The following is a 13,786-nucleotide window of genomic DNA, read 5'->3' as shown; positions in this document are numbered from 1 at the left end:
TTATTGCTCTACAAACGTTAATGCATAGCCAATACGCCCTGCTCGGCCAGAACGCCCAATACGGTGAATGTAATCGTCGTATGTCTGTGGCTGGGTGTAGTTAATGACATGGGTTATGTCGGTAACGTCGAGACCACGCGCTGCAACGTCGGTGGCGACCAGAATAGTTACATCGCCTTTTTTAAAGCTGGCGAGGGCATGGGCGCGCTTGGCCTGGCTTTTGCCGCCATGGATGCTGGCAACATTGAAGCCGCGCAGACGAAGCTCGTTTTCCAGCCGTTCTACTCCGCGCTGGGTCGCCTCAAATATAATGGCTTTTTCTGTGTCTGGGTGAATGAGGGTGTCGTGGAGTTTGTTTTCTTTGTCTGTCTTGCCGCTAAAACGAACAACGTCTTGATGCACGTTCTCACTGGTGTCATTTGTTTTTACGGTGACAAGTTCTGCGTGTGGTGAGAATGTTCGAATGAGTCCGTCGACGCGGGTATCCATGGTTGCAGAGAAATAAAACGACTGGCGTTTTGGAGCCACATGCTCGAGGAGTAAACGGACGTCGTTTACAAAACCCATGTCGAGCATTCGGTCAACTTCGTCGAATACAACCAGGTTGAACTGACCAAGCTGGAGCGTGCCGCGGTCGAGGTGGTCCTTTATCCGGCCCGGTGTACCTATGACAAGTCGCGGTCGAGAGCGCAGGTCACGAAGCTGAGGACCGTAGGACATACCGCCAAGGAGGAGCGCGCTCATAATATTGCTGCCCTGCGCCATGCCTCGGCACTCGGTTGCGATTTGCTGGGCAAGTTCCCTTGTTGGGGCAACAATGAGGGCGCGGCTCGTGTGGTCGTTTAGTATTTGGTGCAAAATGGGTAGCGCAAATGCGGCTGTTTTGCCGGTACCGGTTCCCGCGATGCCGATGACGTCTTTCCCAGCCAGTCCAAGCGCGATGGTTTGGTCTTGAATAGGCGTTGGGGTGTCGTAGCCTTTGCGAGCTATGTTTTGCTGCAATCGTTTGTCGAGCGCAAAGTCAGAAAATTTGTGCTTTGTCTCGTACGACTCGCTGTCTTTAGGTGTCGCGACGCGAACAAAACGCTCTGGGTTAATATACTGACCGCGGCCGCGCGGTTTGCGCTGCGGTTTTGGTTTGCTGTACGGCGAACGGCTGCTTTTGTAAGCAAAGCCACGTCTTGTTGATGTGGGCATAAAAATAAGTCCTTTTTGTAGCTTGGTTAATACAAACAGATTGCTATGAATCCTGAGAGTAATAACTACGAAACCACTTCTGGACTCTTGGTGCTGCGCGGGACGTACCTTAACGCATCAAATAACAATTCCCTTACATCTTAGCATAAATAGAATCAAATCGCAAATTTCACTCTTATCCAACGCAAAATGAGCCTGAACCGCCTATCAGGTTCTAAAATACTATGAGCCTGAAATATCGACAGCTGGCATAGCATGGGAGGATGACTATTACTATGCAGCAACACTGTCAACCTCCCCTTTTAGCGAACACCCTGTCTCTCTTGTTGAGACTGGCAGCGTAAGCTGCCGGGCTCATCTTTAATGCGCTGTGGATACGCTTATGGTTGTAATAGTAGATGTGCAGGGCAATGGCTTCGTGGAGTGCCGCTAAGTTTTTGTATTGTGTCAGGTTGCAGACTTCGCGCTTGAAGCCACCAAACCATCGCTCCATGAAACCATTCTGCCAGGGGCTGGCTTTGGTGCTCGCACTAAGTTGGATTTCCATTTTGTTGCAGAGGTCTTGGTGCCTGTAGCTCAAGTATTCAGAACCTTGATCAGAGTGGAGGATTGCTGGCGCTGGATGCTTGCTGAGTGCATCGAGTAGTGCCTCGTGGGTCAGCTCGCTGGTATGTCGTGTACCGAGCCGCCAACCAACCACTTGCCTGGTTTTCAGGTCGAGCACCACCGCCAGATAGTGCCAGCGCTTCTCGAACCACAGGTATGTAAAGTCCTGCGCCCACGCATGAGCATTGACCATGTCGGCATAGCTTTGACCGTCCTGTGGCCGCAGCTCGTCTTTAAGACGAGCGTAGCACTGTAGAGCGTTAGGCGGTGCGCTAATCTCTGCTGCTGCAGACCAACCGCTCCGACGCTTCTTAGTTGGTGTCGGTATGATAACACCCGCAAGCGTACGGATACGTCTGGTTTTCTTTTTGTTCCAGCCAAGGTGCAGTGCTAACCGGTCGACGCCGTAGAATGGGTGGAGTTCGTGGGCTGCCTGTAGCCGCGCAATAGCCTGTCGGTCGGTTTCTGCTTGTTTCGCTGGACGAACATAGTAGCTTGTCCGGCCAAGGCCCAGGAGCTTGCTGTATTGCTTGCGCCACCCTGGGTCGACCTCGTCCAGGGCAGCTAACCTTTTGGGCGCTGACTTTCGGCGGTCAGCCTACCAAGCACTCGGTAGGCCTGCTCAAGCTCACGCTTGAGTCGATTGTTTTCGAGGATGAGGTTACGGTTGCCGTCTACAACACCAGCTCTTAGCCAACCGTAGATGGTCTTGCTACTAACCCCGTACTGGTCAGCAGCTTCACTGACCTTGAGACCACCATCTCGTATTTTGAGGATGATTTCATCTTTTATATGTTGCTCAATATGTTTGCCAACAGGCATACGAAAAACTCCCTTCAGATTAGATATATTGTACCGCCTGCTAGCTAGACGGTGTGTTCAGTATATGGGGAGGGTGACAACACACGCTACCAACTATTGAAGAACTCAGACAGTTTGTCTCAGGCACTCAGTCACTTGACCTTACAATCGTACATAAGCAAGAGGCTTATGCCTGGTTACAGCAACTGGTCGTTCGTCTTGACTACCAGCACTTGGGCAAAAAAGACAAAGGCGTCGTTCGAGAATACGCCATAGCCGTCACGGGGTACAGCCGTGCCCAGGTGACTCGGCTTATTGGACAGTACCTGCGGACTGGCTGTATTGCGCTGGAGCCAGTGAACATGAGAAACCAGTTTGCACTGCGCTACACGCGTGAAGACATTGGGCTGCTAGCAGAGCTGGATGATGCCCATGATCGGCTCAGTGGCAAAGCGGCAAAAGTTCTAGCCCAACGAGCCTTTGTGACATTTGGCGATGCACGCTACGAACGACTTAGCGCAATCTCCGTCAGCCACATATACAATCTACGTGGCACCGTAACATACCGTAACCAAAGCCATACGTTCACCAAAACGCAAGCAACAACAATAGCTATTGGCGAGCGCCGCAAACCACGCCCGAACGGTCAACCTGGCTTCATCCGTATAGATACTGTCCACCAGGGAGATAAGGACAAAGAAAAGGGTGTGTACCACATCAATCTGGTTGATGAAGTTACCCAGTGGGAGGTGGTGGTCGCGGTCGAGAGAATCACTGAGCGTTACATGCTGCCAGCCCTCGAAGCAGCTTTGGTGCTGTTCCCATTTGTCATTGTAGAATTCCACGCCGACAATGGCTCGGAGTACATCAACAAACAAGTTGCTGCCCTCCTGAAAGCAATGCTCATCAAGCTCAGTAAGTCTCGAGCCTACCAAAGCGGAGACAATGGATTGGTTGAAACCAAGAATGGTAGCATTATCCGAAAAGCCCTAGGCTATGCGCATATACCCAGGGAATATGCTCCGGATATTAACAGCTGGTACTGTACGTGGTTTGTGCCCTACCTGAACTTCCACCGACCCTGCGGTTACCGCATAACGAGCGTTGACTCAAAGACGGGCAAGAGGACACATCGCTACCCAGTCAATGGGTACATGGTACCGTACGAGAAGCTGAAGTCATTGCCAGACGCCAAACAATACCTGAAGACAGGCAGCAGTTTTGAGAAACTAGACGAAGTGGCGTATGCTGAAAGTGATACAGCTTGGGCGATAGCCATGAACAAAGCAAAAGACCAGTTGTTGAAGACACTATATACAAAACGCTAGCTGTTTGTTTCTGGTAGCTTCAGGCTCATTCTTGGATTGGAATATACTATTTCGACAACATACTACCAACCCGGCATTACTTTCTATGGGTGCAGCCGGCCCAGCAGCAGGGGCGGCGCATGCCGGACTGCATTTTGGAGCGACCTACCTCTATGCGCCGAGCGCGGGTTTCGGGCTTTTTGGCATCTGCGACCCAGCAAATCCACTCGTTTCTGGCGAGCGGCGTGATGCTATGCCACATGTTGAGCATCTTGGAGTCAGCTAGTATGGCTGCCCGCAAATCGTCGGGAAGTTTGTGTACAACACCGTCTGCCAACGAGACATCTTTCATGTTTCTAGTGTAGCCTATATGACCGATGAATCAAGCACTGCATTTTCCTCGCTACCGAGTTCTAGCTGCCGAACGTGAAGGCGTTTATGGTAACACCTGCTGGGAACGTCAGTTTGAGCGTTTGGTCGGTCATAAACTGGTCTAGGCTGGCCAGGGTGTACAAACGTGGACCGTCGAGGGTAACGGAACTGTTCTTGCTTTCTTTGCTCCCTGGTGCAGGTTGGCCAGTGACCGTTACATCGATACGGGCACCGGGCGGACCACTCATGACGAGGTAGACTTGGCGGGCAGAGAACTTCAGTGTGAGCGTTGCGCCTTGCGCGAGGCTTTGGCTCGATTCGTCGCCCATTTGCCAGCGGCCACCGATCGACCAGCTATCCCTTTCAAGATTCTGAGCGGTTGTATAGGTAACGGGCTTGTCGGCCACAAATTGGTCGGCGTTCATAAAACGGGCTGCGCGGTCGTAGCCAAGGTATGTCTCGGGGGTTTGCCCGCGTCTAACGCTGCTTCCTTTTTGTGCGGCTTCGAGCGGAGCAGTAACGGCGTTACCGGATTCTTTCAATAGCGCCTGAATGGTTCTTTCGGTTTCGTCGTAGGCGCCTTCGCCGAAGTGGGTGTAGCGTACTTGGCCGTCCTTGTCCACGAGGTATTTTGCGGGCCAGTATTGGTTACGATACGCCCGCCAAGTCGCAAAGTCGTTGTCGAGTGCTACCGGATATAAAATGCTTTCGTCTGCTATGGCGCGTTTGACGTTTTCGGGCACTTTTTCGAACGCAAATTCGGGCGCATGCACGCCGATTATTTCAAACCCGGCATCTTTGTACTTGCTATACCATGCATTCAGGTACGGCTGTGTTCGCTGGCAGTTTATGCACGAATATGTCCAGAAGTCTATGAGAACAACCTTCCCTTTCAAGCTTTCTACGGTCAGTGGCGCTGTGTTTAGCCATGTAGATATATTTTTAAATTCTGGTGCGCTGTAGGGCGTAACATTAAACCGCTTTTTGCTGCCAGATGTGGTGGAAGCAGGCGCCGTTGTGGAGGAGTCTTTAGGGACTAGTTTTTGTTCAAGCTGAATGAGGTTCAAAATGTCTTTGTCGACCAGGTAGGTTTGGATTTTTTTATCCCAGCCAGTCGCGACAAATATGCCAACGAGAATAAAAAGTACGGCAATAGCCCGCTGGAACCAACCGCCGGGGTTGGTTGCCCACTTGATTTTTTGCAACAGACGGCGGCCCAAAAGCGCAATTGCCAGCAGCGACGATGCAACACCAAGGCAATATACGCCGAGATAAAAAACGCCGCGCAGAGTACTTTCGGGCAGTACGGTTGCGATGACCCATGCGTAGGTTGGGCTGCAGCTGCTAAAGACCGGTCCGAGTGCGGCACCAATGAGTACGGCTGAAAGAGTACCGTTTCCGCTCTGGTACGCTTTACCCAATAGGCCCTGCGTGCGGTGCTCAATTCCGAGCCGACCTATCATCTGCGCCCAAAGCATTGGAAATAGCATGAAAATTCCAAGCGTTACAACCAGCAATCCCGAGCCTATAGACCATACACGCGGGTCTATACCAATTAGTGCCGTCGAGGCTTTCAGTAAAATGGTAAATACTATGAGCGACACGACCAGGCTGGCGGTGATGATGTACGGTCGCCACCGGTCTTTTTTCTCACCCGCAAGACTGCCGCCCAGGATAATGGGGAGCATGGGCAGCACGCACGGAGCAAGTACGGTGAGTAGTCCGGCTAGGTAGGAAAGGACAATAGTAACGAGCATTGGTACGTTTGCCTACGCCCTTATACCAGCGAGCGCATCAGAAAGTGAGGTTGCCGACCACTGGGCTGTTTCGTTGCCGTTGGCATCGACCTGAACGAACGTGTACTGCGTGGTGACGCCGTATTTTTTGCGCAGTTCTGTTGAGCTGTCGAAGTCGGTTTTAATGAGTGTGACTCCAGTGGGAAGTTTTGTCATGTCGGCTTTGATTTCCTTGTCTATACCCTGACAAATAGGGCACCAGCTCGCGTGGAAAAAATATACTTTCTTGCTGTCTACGTAGGCGTTCGGGTCTTTCGTGTAGTCGGCGAGTGTAATGTAACTGCCGTGTTTCGCCATAGCATCATCCTTCATCGTGGAGTCTTCGGTTTTGGTCATAGCGTCCTGTTCCATGGCTGCGTCTGACTGCTTTTTTTCCATGGCTGCTTCGTCGGATTTCTTCTGCATAGCCATCTTTTCTTCTTTTTCATTATTTTGGTTGTTTGTGTAGGCGAATACTCCGCCCCCGATAAGTATGAGCCCTATGATAACGATGCTAATAAGTGCTTTTTTATTCATATTGCTATGTACCCTCGCTTACGTTTATGAGCTATACACCAGTGTATTGAGCTATATTGAGAATGTCAAGTCGACTTTACATATTATTCTTGATCTTTGTGCCGTTGCACTATGACCTTTGTGGCAATCATGGCCAGTAAGGCAAGCGGTATAGCAGAGTCGAGTTGGTGGCGCAGACTTTGGATAAACAAAGCGCCAATAAGCACCACCGAGCCGACGACGTACGCCAGGCGGCTCGCTAGAGCCTGGTTTTGCATTTCCCGTTCATCGCTCGGTTGTTCACGCCACAGTAGGACAAGAAATGCCGCTATAAGCCCAAAGGCGCAGGCGAGTATTAGCATTTGTAAACTGGAAGGCATCACAAAGGTCTTAGGGGCGACGGCAAGCAGTGATACGGCCGTGAGGCTCACTAGTAGGACAATGTCGAGTACTGGTTTATATTTTTTCATAGCGAAAGAGCTCCTCAACGTTTTTCTCTAGTATACTCGCAATCCGTAGCGCAAGCAGTACGCTCGGCACATAATTTCCTTTTTCAATGGATATGATTGTTTGTCGGGTTGCCTCCACCCGCTCTGCTAGCTCGTCTTGGGTCATCTTTAGCCCGGTGCGCACTTCGCGTACCCGATTTACGACGGTATGATTTCTATCTCGTATAAACATAATGTATGGTTAACTATACATATTGTAACACGGGGTTTGCAACTATAGAGCGTGAATATAATGCAGTGTCACCTAGCGGTTCATATAGCTGAATCACGAAACAAAAAAACATCATACAATGTCATCCCCCGATCGGGTCGAGGGCAGGCTTTGAGTGAAACAAAGCGAAGTCGAAAGACTGACCCATGTGCACTTTTTATTCCATTGTCATCCCGACCCCCGTATCAAGTACGGGGTAAACTCCGTGGAGGGATCCCGTTAGATGTAAATACGATGAGATCTTTCGACTTCGCTCAAGATGACACCCAAAAAGTGCACGTGGGTCAGGTCGAAAGATCTTCCTTTCACCGTATAGCTACAAGTAGGACAAGGAGATTCCTCGACTTCACTCAGAATGACAAGGACAAAAGTTTCGTGACTCAGGTTTCATATTTATTGCCGAGTATTTCACTTGGGGTGAGGAAAACTCATCTGGAGTTTTCGTCTGGGATATATTTTGGCGACAAGGAGCCAAAGGTACCGTTTGGGGCACCTAAGGGCTATTTTTTATTTTGGGGTGAAGGTTTTTCGGGGGTGCTGGAGGCTTTGACTTCTTCGCGAATTTTCTTAGACAGTTTTTTGCTGGGGCGGCCAAACACATCGACAAACGAATTCCACACGCCCCAGAAGCTAAAGATGCTCCGTACCTGGTAAGGGTTGTGCGCTGGGTTTTTGTCGCCGTATTCTCGTTGCATGCTTGATATGGTCATGCTGAGAAACTTATTTTTCTTGCGACGCAACACAAGAAGCGGGTATTTGAGTAAGTAGCTGCGTGAGGCGAGCCCGACTAGCAGCCCCGCTCCAACCAAAAACGGATACACAATGTAACGGCTGTCTACCAGTACCCGACTAGCAGCTAACTGAACGGAGTCCGTTTGCACCAGCTTGTCGGGAGCGACTTTGACGGTTTTTGAAAGGTTTAGGTTGTTATAACTAACAGTCAGTGCTTGGTTGCCGGTATTGCTGGTGAGCACTGCCTTGCCACTTCCGTCGGTTTGCGCTGTTTGGCCATTTAGGGTTACGCTGGCATTTGGCAGCGGCTTGCCGTTCGAACCGCGCACCGTGAGAATGTACTGCACACCTTTGGTCGTAAAAACAAGGTCTGTGCTTCGCACTGTGTTGTTGCTGCTATCCACACTGGTGACACGGTAGTGAAACAGCGAGTTTGGCAGTAAAAATGGTGTCTTCAGGGCCACACTGTGCGAGGTTGAGCGAGTATTTTCACTGCTGCTCAGGCCATAGGAAGTGTCTAGGCCGTATTCCACCGTAGACGTACTGGGTTCGTTTGTGGTCCAGCTGACCGAAACGGCATTTGCACCTGTTTGGATACTTTGTATGTTCGACAAAATGGGCGCAGCGCCGTCGAAATCGCGGGGAGAAGCAAGTATGGTGTATGTGGTAGGGGGTTTTTGCGGCGCTGCCACTGGGGGTGCTTTTGCGCCAAAATCTAGTGCTGCACTACCATAGGTTGCTGCGACTGGCGCATCGGTATTCTTAAGTGCGGAGTTACTTTGTACGCTCATTGTGCCGGTACCGTACTCTGCCGTGACGGTAAAGGTAAGCACAGCCAGCGGGAGTTCGCCGCTGACAGCAGCGTCTGCACTTCGTTTTATGTGAATGTTCCCGCCGCCACCCGACCATGCCATTTTGTTGCTAAACGCCGAACCGCTGTAGGAAACATCCTGAAACAATATCTGGTTTGAGGGGTAAGTCAGGTATACATCTGCCTCGGTAATTTCTGAAGCCGTAGATATACCCACGGCCACCGTAAATATCGTACCCTTTGTTACGGTTTGTGCTGCCGGCGAAAGGTAGATGTTTGCGGTGGCGGCAAGGGTCTGCCGCGCCGGAACGAGCGACATCAGTAGCGCAGCGCTGAAAATAACTGCTACAAACCGGCTTTTGAGGGGTGATATATGCATTGTGTTTATGCTTCGACTACGCTTGCAATATACCACCTCCCCGCCCCTGGTGCAATCAGTATGCTGCTGAATCAGGAATAGCGTCGCAGGCACTTCTATGGGCATAAGTCGTATGCCCAATTGTCCTTGACACAAAATCAGAGATGTAAGGGCGAAACCCTTACGCTGGAGAGATTAGCTAGCCGAAAACATCGAGAGATTAGTCGCTTATGTTAACCAATAGACTGATGACAACACCCCAATTTATAAGGAAAAATATGCGGTACGCGCTCGTTGCTTCGCCCAGAGTGCGAATAGTAGCCAAACTGAGAAGGCAGCTCGTAACTACAAATGGAATGCAAGCGTACCATATGAATACGGCAAGGACCCCGCCCAAACTGTCACTATTCAAAAATGCCCATATAGTACCTAATAAGAATAGTCCCGACTCTATTAAGCCTAAAGCCAACGCGGTCTTTTCTAGCTGGTTGTGTGAATGTCTCTTTAAGAAACTTTTATTCTTTCGTGATTTCATAACTACACTGTAACAAAAATTACCTTAACAACGCTAGCGGTATGCAGCTACAACGGCTTACAGGACTCGACTTCGTACAGATAATATAAATGTGATTTCACCCGGGATGGTACGTTTTACTCTGGTGGGTTCATCTGGGATTGGTTTTTGGCTCCCAGGGACTGGGCCGCTGTGCTCTTCCGCCTTCCCATGCTCGTGCGTCAACCGACGGACTGTGTGTGCCCTCGCTTCACCGAGCCAGCAACTAAGATCTTTCGCATCTGGCAAAATTTCTGTCACTGTTTCAAACCAGTCTCGGGATAAATAAAAAGAGCCAGACTTTCAGCCCGACTCTTTTTATATGGCTCACAACAATAGAGAATGTTATAACTGCAATTAAAGCCGATTTGGTGGTTATTTGACCCGATCCTACGCGTAAGTAGAAGTACGCGCTTCAAATAAAGAGTCGGCAGCTTCCTCGATTAACGACTCGAGCTCCTTTGCATTCAGAACTAGAATTTTATTAGCACCTGATATGAGGTTAAGCTCTTTCATTAGGTCGCCTACGTCTTCGTTATTAACTAGTTCGGGATGTTTGTCCAGGTAAGCTAGCAGGGCAATCAATACCTTGCTTGATCGTCCGAGACTGCTCTCCATCGTTACTTTAATGAGTTCCTGTAAAGAAAAGAGCTTTTTAGTAAAGTAGAAGTCATCTTCATGTTCAAGGTGGCCGAACTCATCAGGATTTACTTTCCATGGAGAAAATGTAAGGCGAGCACCCCACCAAAGCCGGGCGATAGCGTTATTTTCTAGCGTACGATCACTGCCACCCTCGGCAAACCAGCGCCTCATTACAGCGTTTTTCTTTGCCTCTACGTCGTCAGATTTGGCTGGCCATCTGTCAATAACGTACCCTCGAAATGTGGTGTGAGTAAGTGTGGTCCACAGCCGTTTGTCAGAAGCTTGCAGTTCGTTTAGTTCACCTAAATAGCCATATACAGCAATAGCGGCTGAGGCGTCATTACTATTGCCCCCAAGTACGGGTGCATCGCCATTCGTTTTTATGGCAGGTCCATCAATGCACTTCTCCGACTCTGGTTCAAACTGTCTGCTGTCATATGCTTCAAGACCGCTACCAAGACGCACCGCTTCGGCAAGTTCCGCACAGTATGATGATTTGAATAGCTTCATTACTCAGCCTCCCTTATCTGTTGCAGCTTAGATAAAGCTCTGGAAACCGGGGCCTGTAAAATTTCCTGTGCGGCCACAAATGCTTCTTCTTTCATTAACCCCCTCTGCTCAAGAATTGCGAGCAAACGATCATTATAATCGTTGCCTCTCTTGTTCTGGGCGAACTGTACGGCTTCAACAAGAACGGGAAATACAATCGCCGCGTGCAGAATATCTTCAACCAGCTTTTGGCCTGCCACTTCTTGAAAGCGATCATAGTCTTCCTGGGGCAGTCGTATGATTATTTCACTGGAGCCATGTTCGGCAATAATGTTTCCTTTAGCTTTTGGTCCTCGCTCGATTTTAATAAATGAACTAGCTGAGGCACGAAGAGGGTCAAACTCTGTATCGGCAATAAATGTCTGGGATCCTCCGACTCCGAGAATATCTCCTGTTGAAATTTTGTACGCACGGCTCCCATAGTCCTCATGTGCGTCAGTCGGCTTGTATTCCTGAATAGGCTGAAGCGCAACAATGAACGTATCGAGCTTAACTTTGCCACGTAACCGGGTTGTAGGAATAGTGAACTGTGCCGTCTGCTGGTTTGTATCAAACGAGTACCGGTAGAAGGTGTTTCCGCACTCAACTTCAAGGTGGTATGCAGCTAATCCTGTGCTAACGAGCTTCTGTAGTTGTTCATTATCCATTGCTACCTTTAGCCCAATAACCCAGTCGCTCTTGTCTTCGGATACCTCAATGCCATATGCAACATCGAATGGGTTACTGAAATCATCTCCGTTGCCAAGAACTGGATGCGAATAGGTTCTAAGAATTGTTTTTATGGCTCTCAACTCCTATTGCGTATCTAATATTCTTACCGTCCATGCGAGCAGTTATTCTTGTAGGACGAGACGGATCAATCTTTACGTTTTGTATGCGACCGCTTTTGATAGGATAAGCCGCGCCGCTACTATCCGCATTAGCGTGTAGTACGCGTATACCCGTATTCATATCTTCCCCCGCAGCGACTAATCTGATCGTGCCCTCGAAGGGTTGCTTCGAGTAAAGACATAGCTCAACATCTGTAAACTCGCCGGAGGGGGTCATGCCGATATTCCTAACGCGGATGGTTGAACGGTTCTGTAATCTACGCGATCTTCCGCCCGGGTTTGGCTGGCCTCCACCCCCTCGGCCACTACCGCCACCACTACCACCACTACCGCCCTCATCAGGACCAGTATCAGCTTTAACTGCATTGAGGCTGTACTGTAGAGGTCGACGAGCCGATACAGCAGAATTGACGGGAATAATGCGCTCTACATCAGTCTCAGAATCTGGATCATCATCAGATTTGTCCACTCGGCCAAATAGTGCAAGGTCATCACGCTCCATGCTGGCTAAGTATTCTGCCAATCCTGGTATTTCCATGACTTCTCCGTCGGAAGCACGCGAGAGACTTTTTAGTTTGCTTCGTACCCAATCCTGCAGCGATTTATATATACGTTTATTATTTCTAATAACGTCGGTATCGTCGCCAAGTGTTGGATCCCATGTATCATGTTGTGGTGGCTCAAGCCCTTTGAGAAAATTGTTGCCTTCTTCGTCTCTGCAAATAAGTACTGCCGCAAAAGGATCAAGTAACGCACGGCGGTAAGGTTCGGAAGAAACCACCATCAGTGGCGCACGCATTTGCTGAACTTTTTTCGGATAATCATCACCCCGCTTAATATACAGTTCGACTTCGCCGAGTCCATCGATTGGCTCGCTGAAATAGCCGTCCTTATCAGGACTGGTCTTTGCCAAGAAGTAATAGTAGGCGTTGCCCGTTTCTTCGCCTGGATATTGTTCAAGAAGAGCGGCTAGGTTCTCGGCGTTAATGTTTTGCTTTAAGTCGTTACCGTCGTAAATTTCAACTTCCAGCATGCGTTCGTGTATTGCTGGCCAAAAATTCTTGAGAACAGAATGCACCAGACCTAGCTGCCAGTTGTCTGACACTGCTCGATAGGCAGGTATTATGATGTCCGTACCGCGTTCGCCCCTCACGAATTCAGCAGGCATTTCTGCTTTTGTACGAATAGATCGGCATGCGTCATTTGATCTTGCACCGTAGAATCCTACGCCTCGCTTCATCTTGCCATCTGAGCCCATATGGCTGACTAGTCGTGTTTTGCCCTGAAAAACATTCTCACTCTTTTCGTTATACGTGGCATAAAAAACAGTACGAATACCTGACGCTGCGAATGGAGCACCCTTGCCAAGACCGTAAGAGCCACCGCCTACACCCGATGGATCGTTAGAACCCACGGCACGCACAAGCCTATGCCAGCTTCCGGCCTCATCATAATCTCCGCCAGTTAGACCCTCCGTGTTGTAATCTCGTACAGTAAGTGTTCGTATCTGCTGACTGGATACGGACTTTTTAATAACCGCCAGCTCCTCTTTTGCACGAGAACTGCTGGACGCGTTGATGCAACAGTCAACTATATCGGCAAGTTCGTCTATAGCCGGGAAAACTGACCGAGGATAACTTTTAAGTCTAAACTCTACCCGGACTGGGGCTGTCTTATCCAGGCGGTGGTCAATCGAATTCTGTATACACTCACGAGCTATAAAGTGCTCGTGATCACCTGCAAATGCCTTAGTAATGGAGTCATTGATACCTTCACGCTCTGAATCGTCCAGTGCTGGGAAACGCCAGCCAAGATCACTGCTCATATATCGATCCCCCTATTTCGGCTTATGGTTTTTTGAAAACGTGAACGAGAAAACCTAAGCTCTTGTTCAAGGGTGGCAAATATTTTTTTGACGTCCGCTTCAGTGTAGGTGTAATTATTCGTGTTGGATAAGTTGCCCAATAATTGTAAGTCTTTTAGTATACGTTCTCCGCGCTGCTTTGCGAGTCGCTTA

The 13,786-nt window shown here is 49.5% G+C and carries 13 protein-coding genes; 1 reads left to right on the top strand and 12 read right to left on the bottom strand.

The window, feature by feature from the left end; translation table 11 throughout:
- The 3 genes from IPP75_01705 to IPP75_01695 all read right to left on the bottom strand — a co-directional run bounded on the left by IPP75_01705 (nucleotide 1) and on the right by IPP75_01695 (nucleotide 2,625).
- On the bottom strand, nucleotides 1–1,197 hold the full coding sequence (locus IPP75_01705) for a DEAD/DEAH box helicase (protein QQS69834.1): 1,197 nt from the start codon (nucleotides 1,195–1,197) through the stop codon (nucleotides 1–3).
- A 289-nt stretch (nucleotides 1,198–1,486) separates the two neighbouring features.
- Nucleotides 1,487–2,362: an IS3 family transposase gene (locus IPP75_01700; protein ID QQS70146.1), complete on the bottom strand. Its 876-nt coding sequence runs from the start codon at nucleotides 2,360–2,362 to the stop codon at nucleotides 1,487–1,489.
- 5 nt (nucleotides 2,363–2,367) lie between these two features.
- Nucleotides 2,368–2,625 (bottom strand): helix-turn-helix domain-containing protein, encoded by a 258-nt coding sequence (locus IPP75_01695; GenBank protein ID QQS69833.1) that lies wholly within the window; start codon nucleotides 2,623–2,625, stop codon nucleotides 2,368–2,370.
- Nucleotides 2,626–2,720: 95 nt separating this feature from the next.
- Between IPP75_01695 and IPP75_01690 the strand changes: the two genes are divergently transcribed.
- The gene (locus tag IPP75_01690; GenBank protein QQS70145.1) at nucleotides 2,721–3,932 is read left to right on the top strand and encodes a transposase family protein; all 1,212 of its coding nucleotides are present in this window, start codon (nucleotides 2,721–2,723) and stop codon (nucleotides 3,930–3,932) included.
- A gap of 76 nt (nucleotides 3,933–4,008) precedes the next feature.
- On the opposite strand, the gene IPP75_01685 is transcribed toward IPP75_01690, so the two are convergent.
- The 9 genes from IPP75_01685 to IPP75_01645 form a co-directional block, all read right to left on the bottom strand.
- Nucleotides 4,009–4,263 (bottom strand): YdeI/OmpD-associated family protein, encoded by a 255-nt coding sequence (locus IPP75_01685; protein ID QQS69832.1) that lies wholly within the window; start codon nucleotides 4,261–4,263, stop codon nucleotides 4,009–4,011.
- 61 nt (nucleotides 4,264–4,324) lie between these two features.
- Nucleotides 4,325–6,040, bottom strand: a complete 1,716-nt coding sequence (locus IPP75_01680; GenBank protein QQS69831.1) for a cytochrome c biogenesis protein DipZ — start codon at nucleotides 6,038–6,040, stop codon at nucleotides 4,325–4,327.
- A 12-nt stretch (nucleotides 6,041–6,052) separates the two neighbouring features.
- Complete coding sequence (locus IPP75_01675; protein ID QQS69830.1) at nucleotides 6,053–6,595, bottom strand: thioredoxin family protein; 543 nt, start codon at nucleotides 6,593–6,595, stop codon at nucleotides 6,053–6,055.
- An 83-nt stretch (nucleotides 6,596–6,678) separates the two neighbouring features.
- Entirely contained in the window at nucleotides 6,679–7,044 is a 366-nt protein-coding gene (locus IPP75_01670) for a hypothetical protein (GenBank protein ID QQS69829.1), read from the bottom strand.
- Nucleotides 7,031–7,255 carry a helix-turn-helix transcriptional regulator gene (locus IPP75_01665; GenBank protein QQS69828.1) on the bottom strand — a complete coding sequence of 75 codons (225 nt, stop codon included), beginning with the start codon at nucleotides 7,253–7,255 and terminating at the stop codon, nucleotides 7,031–7,033. The genes IPP75_01670 and IPP75_01665 overlap by 14 nt, the downstream gene beginning before the upstream one ends.
- A gap of 539 nt (nucleotides 7,256–7,794) precedes the next feature.
- Nucleotides 7,795–9,216 (bottom strand): hypothetical protein, encoded by a 1,422-nt coding sequence (locus tag IPP75_01660; protein QQS69827.1) that lies wholly within the window; start codon nucleotides 9,214–9,216, stop codon nucleotides 7,795–7,797.
- A gap of 922 nt (nucleotides 9,217–10,138) precedes the next feature.
- Nucleotides 10,139–10,900 carry a hypothetical protein gene (locus IPP75_01655; protein QQS69826.1) on the bottom strand — a complete coding sequence of 254 codons (762 nt, stop codon included), beginning with the start codon at nucleotides 10,898–10,900 and terminating at the stop codon, nucleotides 10,139–10,141.
- Nucleotides 10,900–11,730, bottom strand: a complete 831-nt coding sequence (locus IPP75_01650; GenBank protein ID QQS69825.1) for a hypothetical protein — start codon at nucleotides 11,728–11,730, stop codon at nucleotides 10,900–10,902. Before IPP75_01650 ends, IPP75_01655 begins: the two co-directional genes overlap by 1 nt.
- Nucleotides 11,705–13,594 (bottom strand): hypothetical protein, encoded by a 1,890-nt coding sequence (locus IPP75_01645; protein QQS69824.1) that lies wholly within the window; start codon nucleotides 13,592–13,594, stop codon nucleotides 11,705–11,707. Before IPP75_01645 ends, IPP75_01650 begins: the two co-directional genes overlap by 26 nt.
- Nucleotides 13,595–13,786: the final 192 nt, after the last annotated feature.

The sequence above is a fragment of the Candidatus Saccharibacteria bacterium genome (assembly GCA_016700375.1).
Classification (GTDB): domain Bacteria; phylum Patescibacteriota; class Saccharimonadia; order Saccharimonadales; family UBA4665; genus JAGXIT01.
Note: the sequence above shows the minus strand (reverse complement) of the source record. Positions and strands in the feature narration are given on the sequence as shown.

What these genes read in the sequence shown, in the direction of transcription:
- IPP75_01705 (QQS69834.1), bottom strand. Translation starts at nt 1,197, where the DNA reads ATGCCCACATCAACAAGACGTGGCTTTGCTTACAAAAGCAGCCGTTCG.
- IPP75_01695 (QQS69833.1), bottom strand. Translation starts at nt 2,625, where the DNA reads ATGCCTGTTGGCAAACATATTGAGCAACATATAAAAGATGAAATCATC.
- IPP75_01685 (QQS69832.1), bottom strand. Translation starts at nt 4,263, where the DNA reads ATGAAAGATGTCTCGTTGGCAGACGGTGTTGTACACAAACTTCCCGAC.
- IPP75_01680 (QQS69831.1), bottom strand. Translation starts at nt 6,040, where the DNA reads ATGCTCGTTACTATTGTCCTTTCCTACCTAGCCGGACTACTCACCGTA.
- IPP75_01675 (QQS69830.1), bottom strand. Translation starts at nt 6,595, where the DNA reads ATGAATAAAAAAGCACTTATTAGCATCGTTATCATAGGGCTCATACTT.
- IPP75_01670 (QQS69829.1), bottom strand. Translation starts at nt 7,044, where the DNA reads ATGAAAAAATATAAACCAGTACTCGACATTGTCCTACTAGTGAGCCTC.
- IPP75_01665 (QQS69828.1), bottom strand. Translation starts at nt 7,255, where the DNA reads ATGTTTATACGAGATAGAAATCATACCGTCGTAAATCGGGTACGCGAA.
- IPP75_01660 (QQS69827.1), bottom strand. Translation starts at nt 9,216, where the DNA reads ATGCATATATCACCCCTCAAAAGCCGGTTTGTAGCAGTTATTTTCAGC.
- IPP75_01655 (QQS69826.1), bottom strand. Translation starts at nt 10,900, where the DNA reads ATGAAGCTATTCAAATCATCATACTGTGCGGAACTTGCCGAAGCGGTG.
- IPP75_01645 (QQS69824.1), bottom strand. Translation starts at nt 13,594, where the DNA reads ATGAGCAGTGATCTTGGCTGGCGTTTCCCAGCACTGGACGATTCAGAG.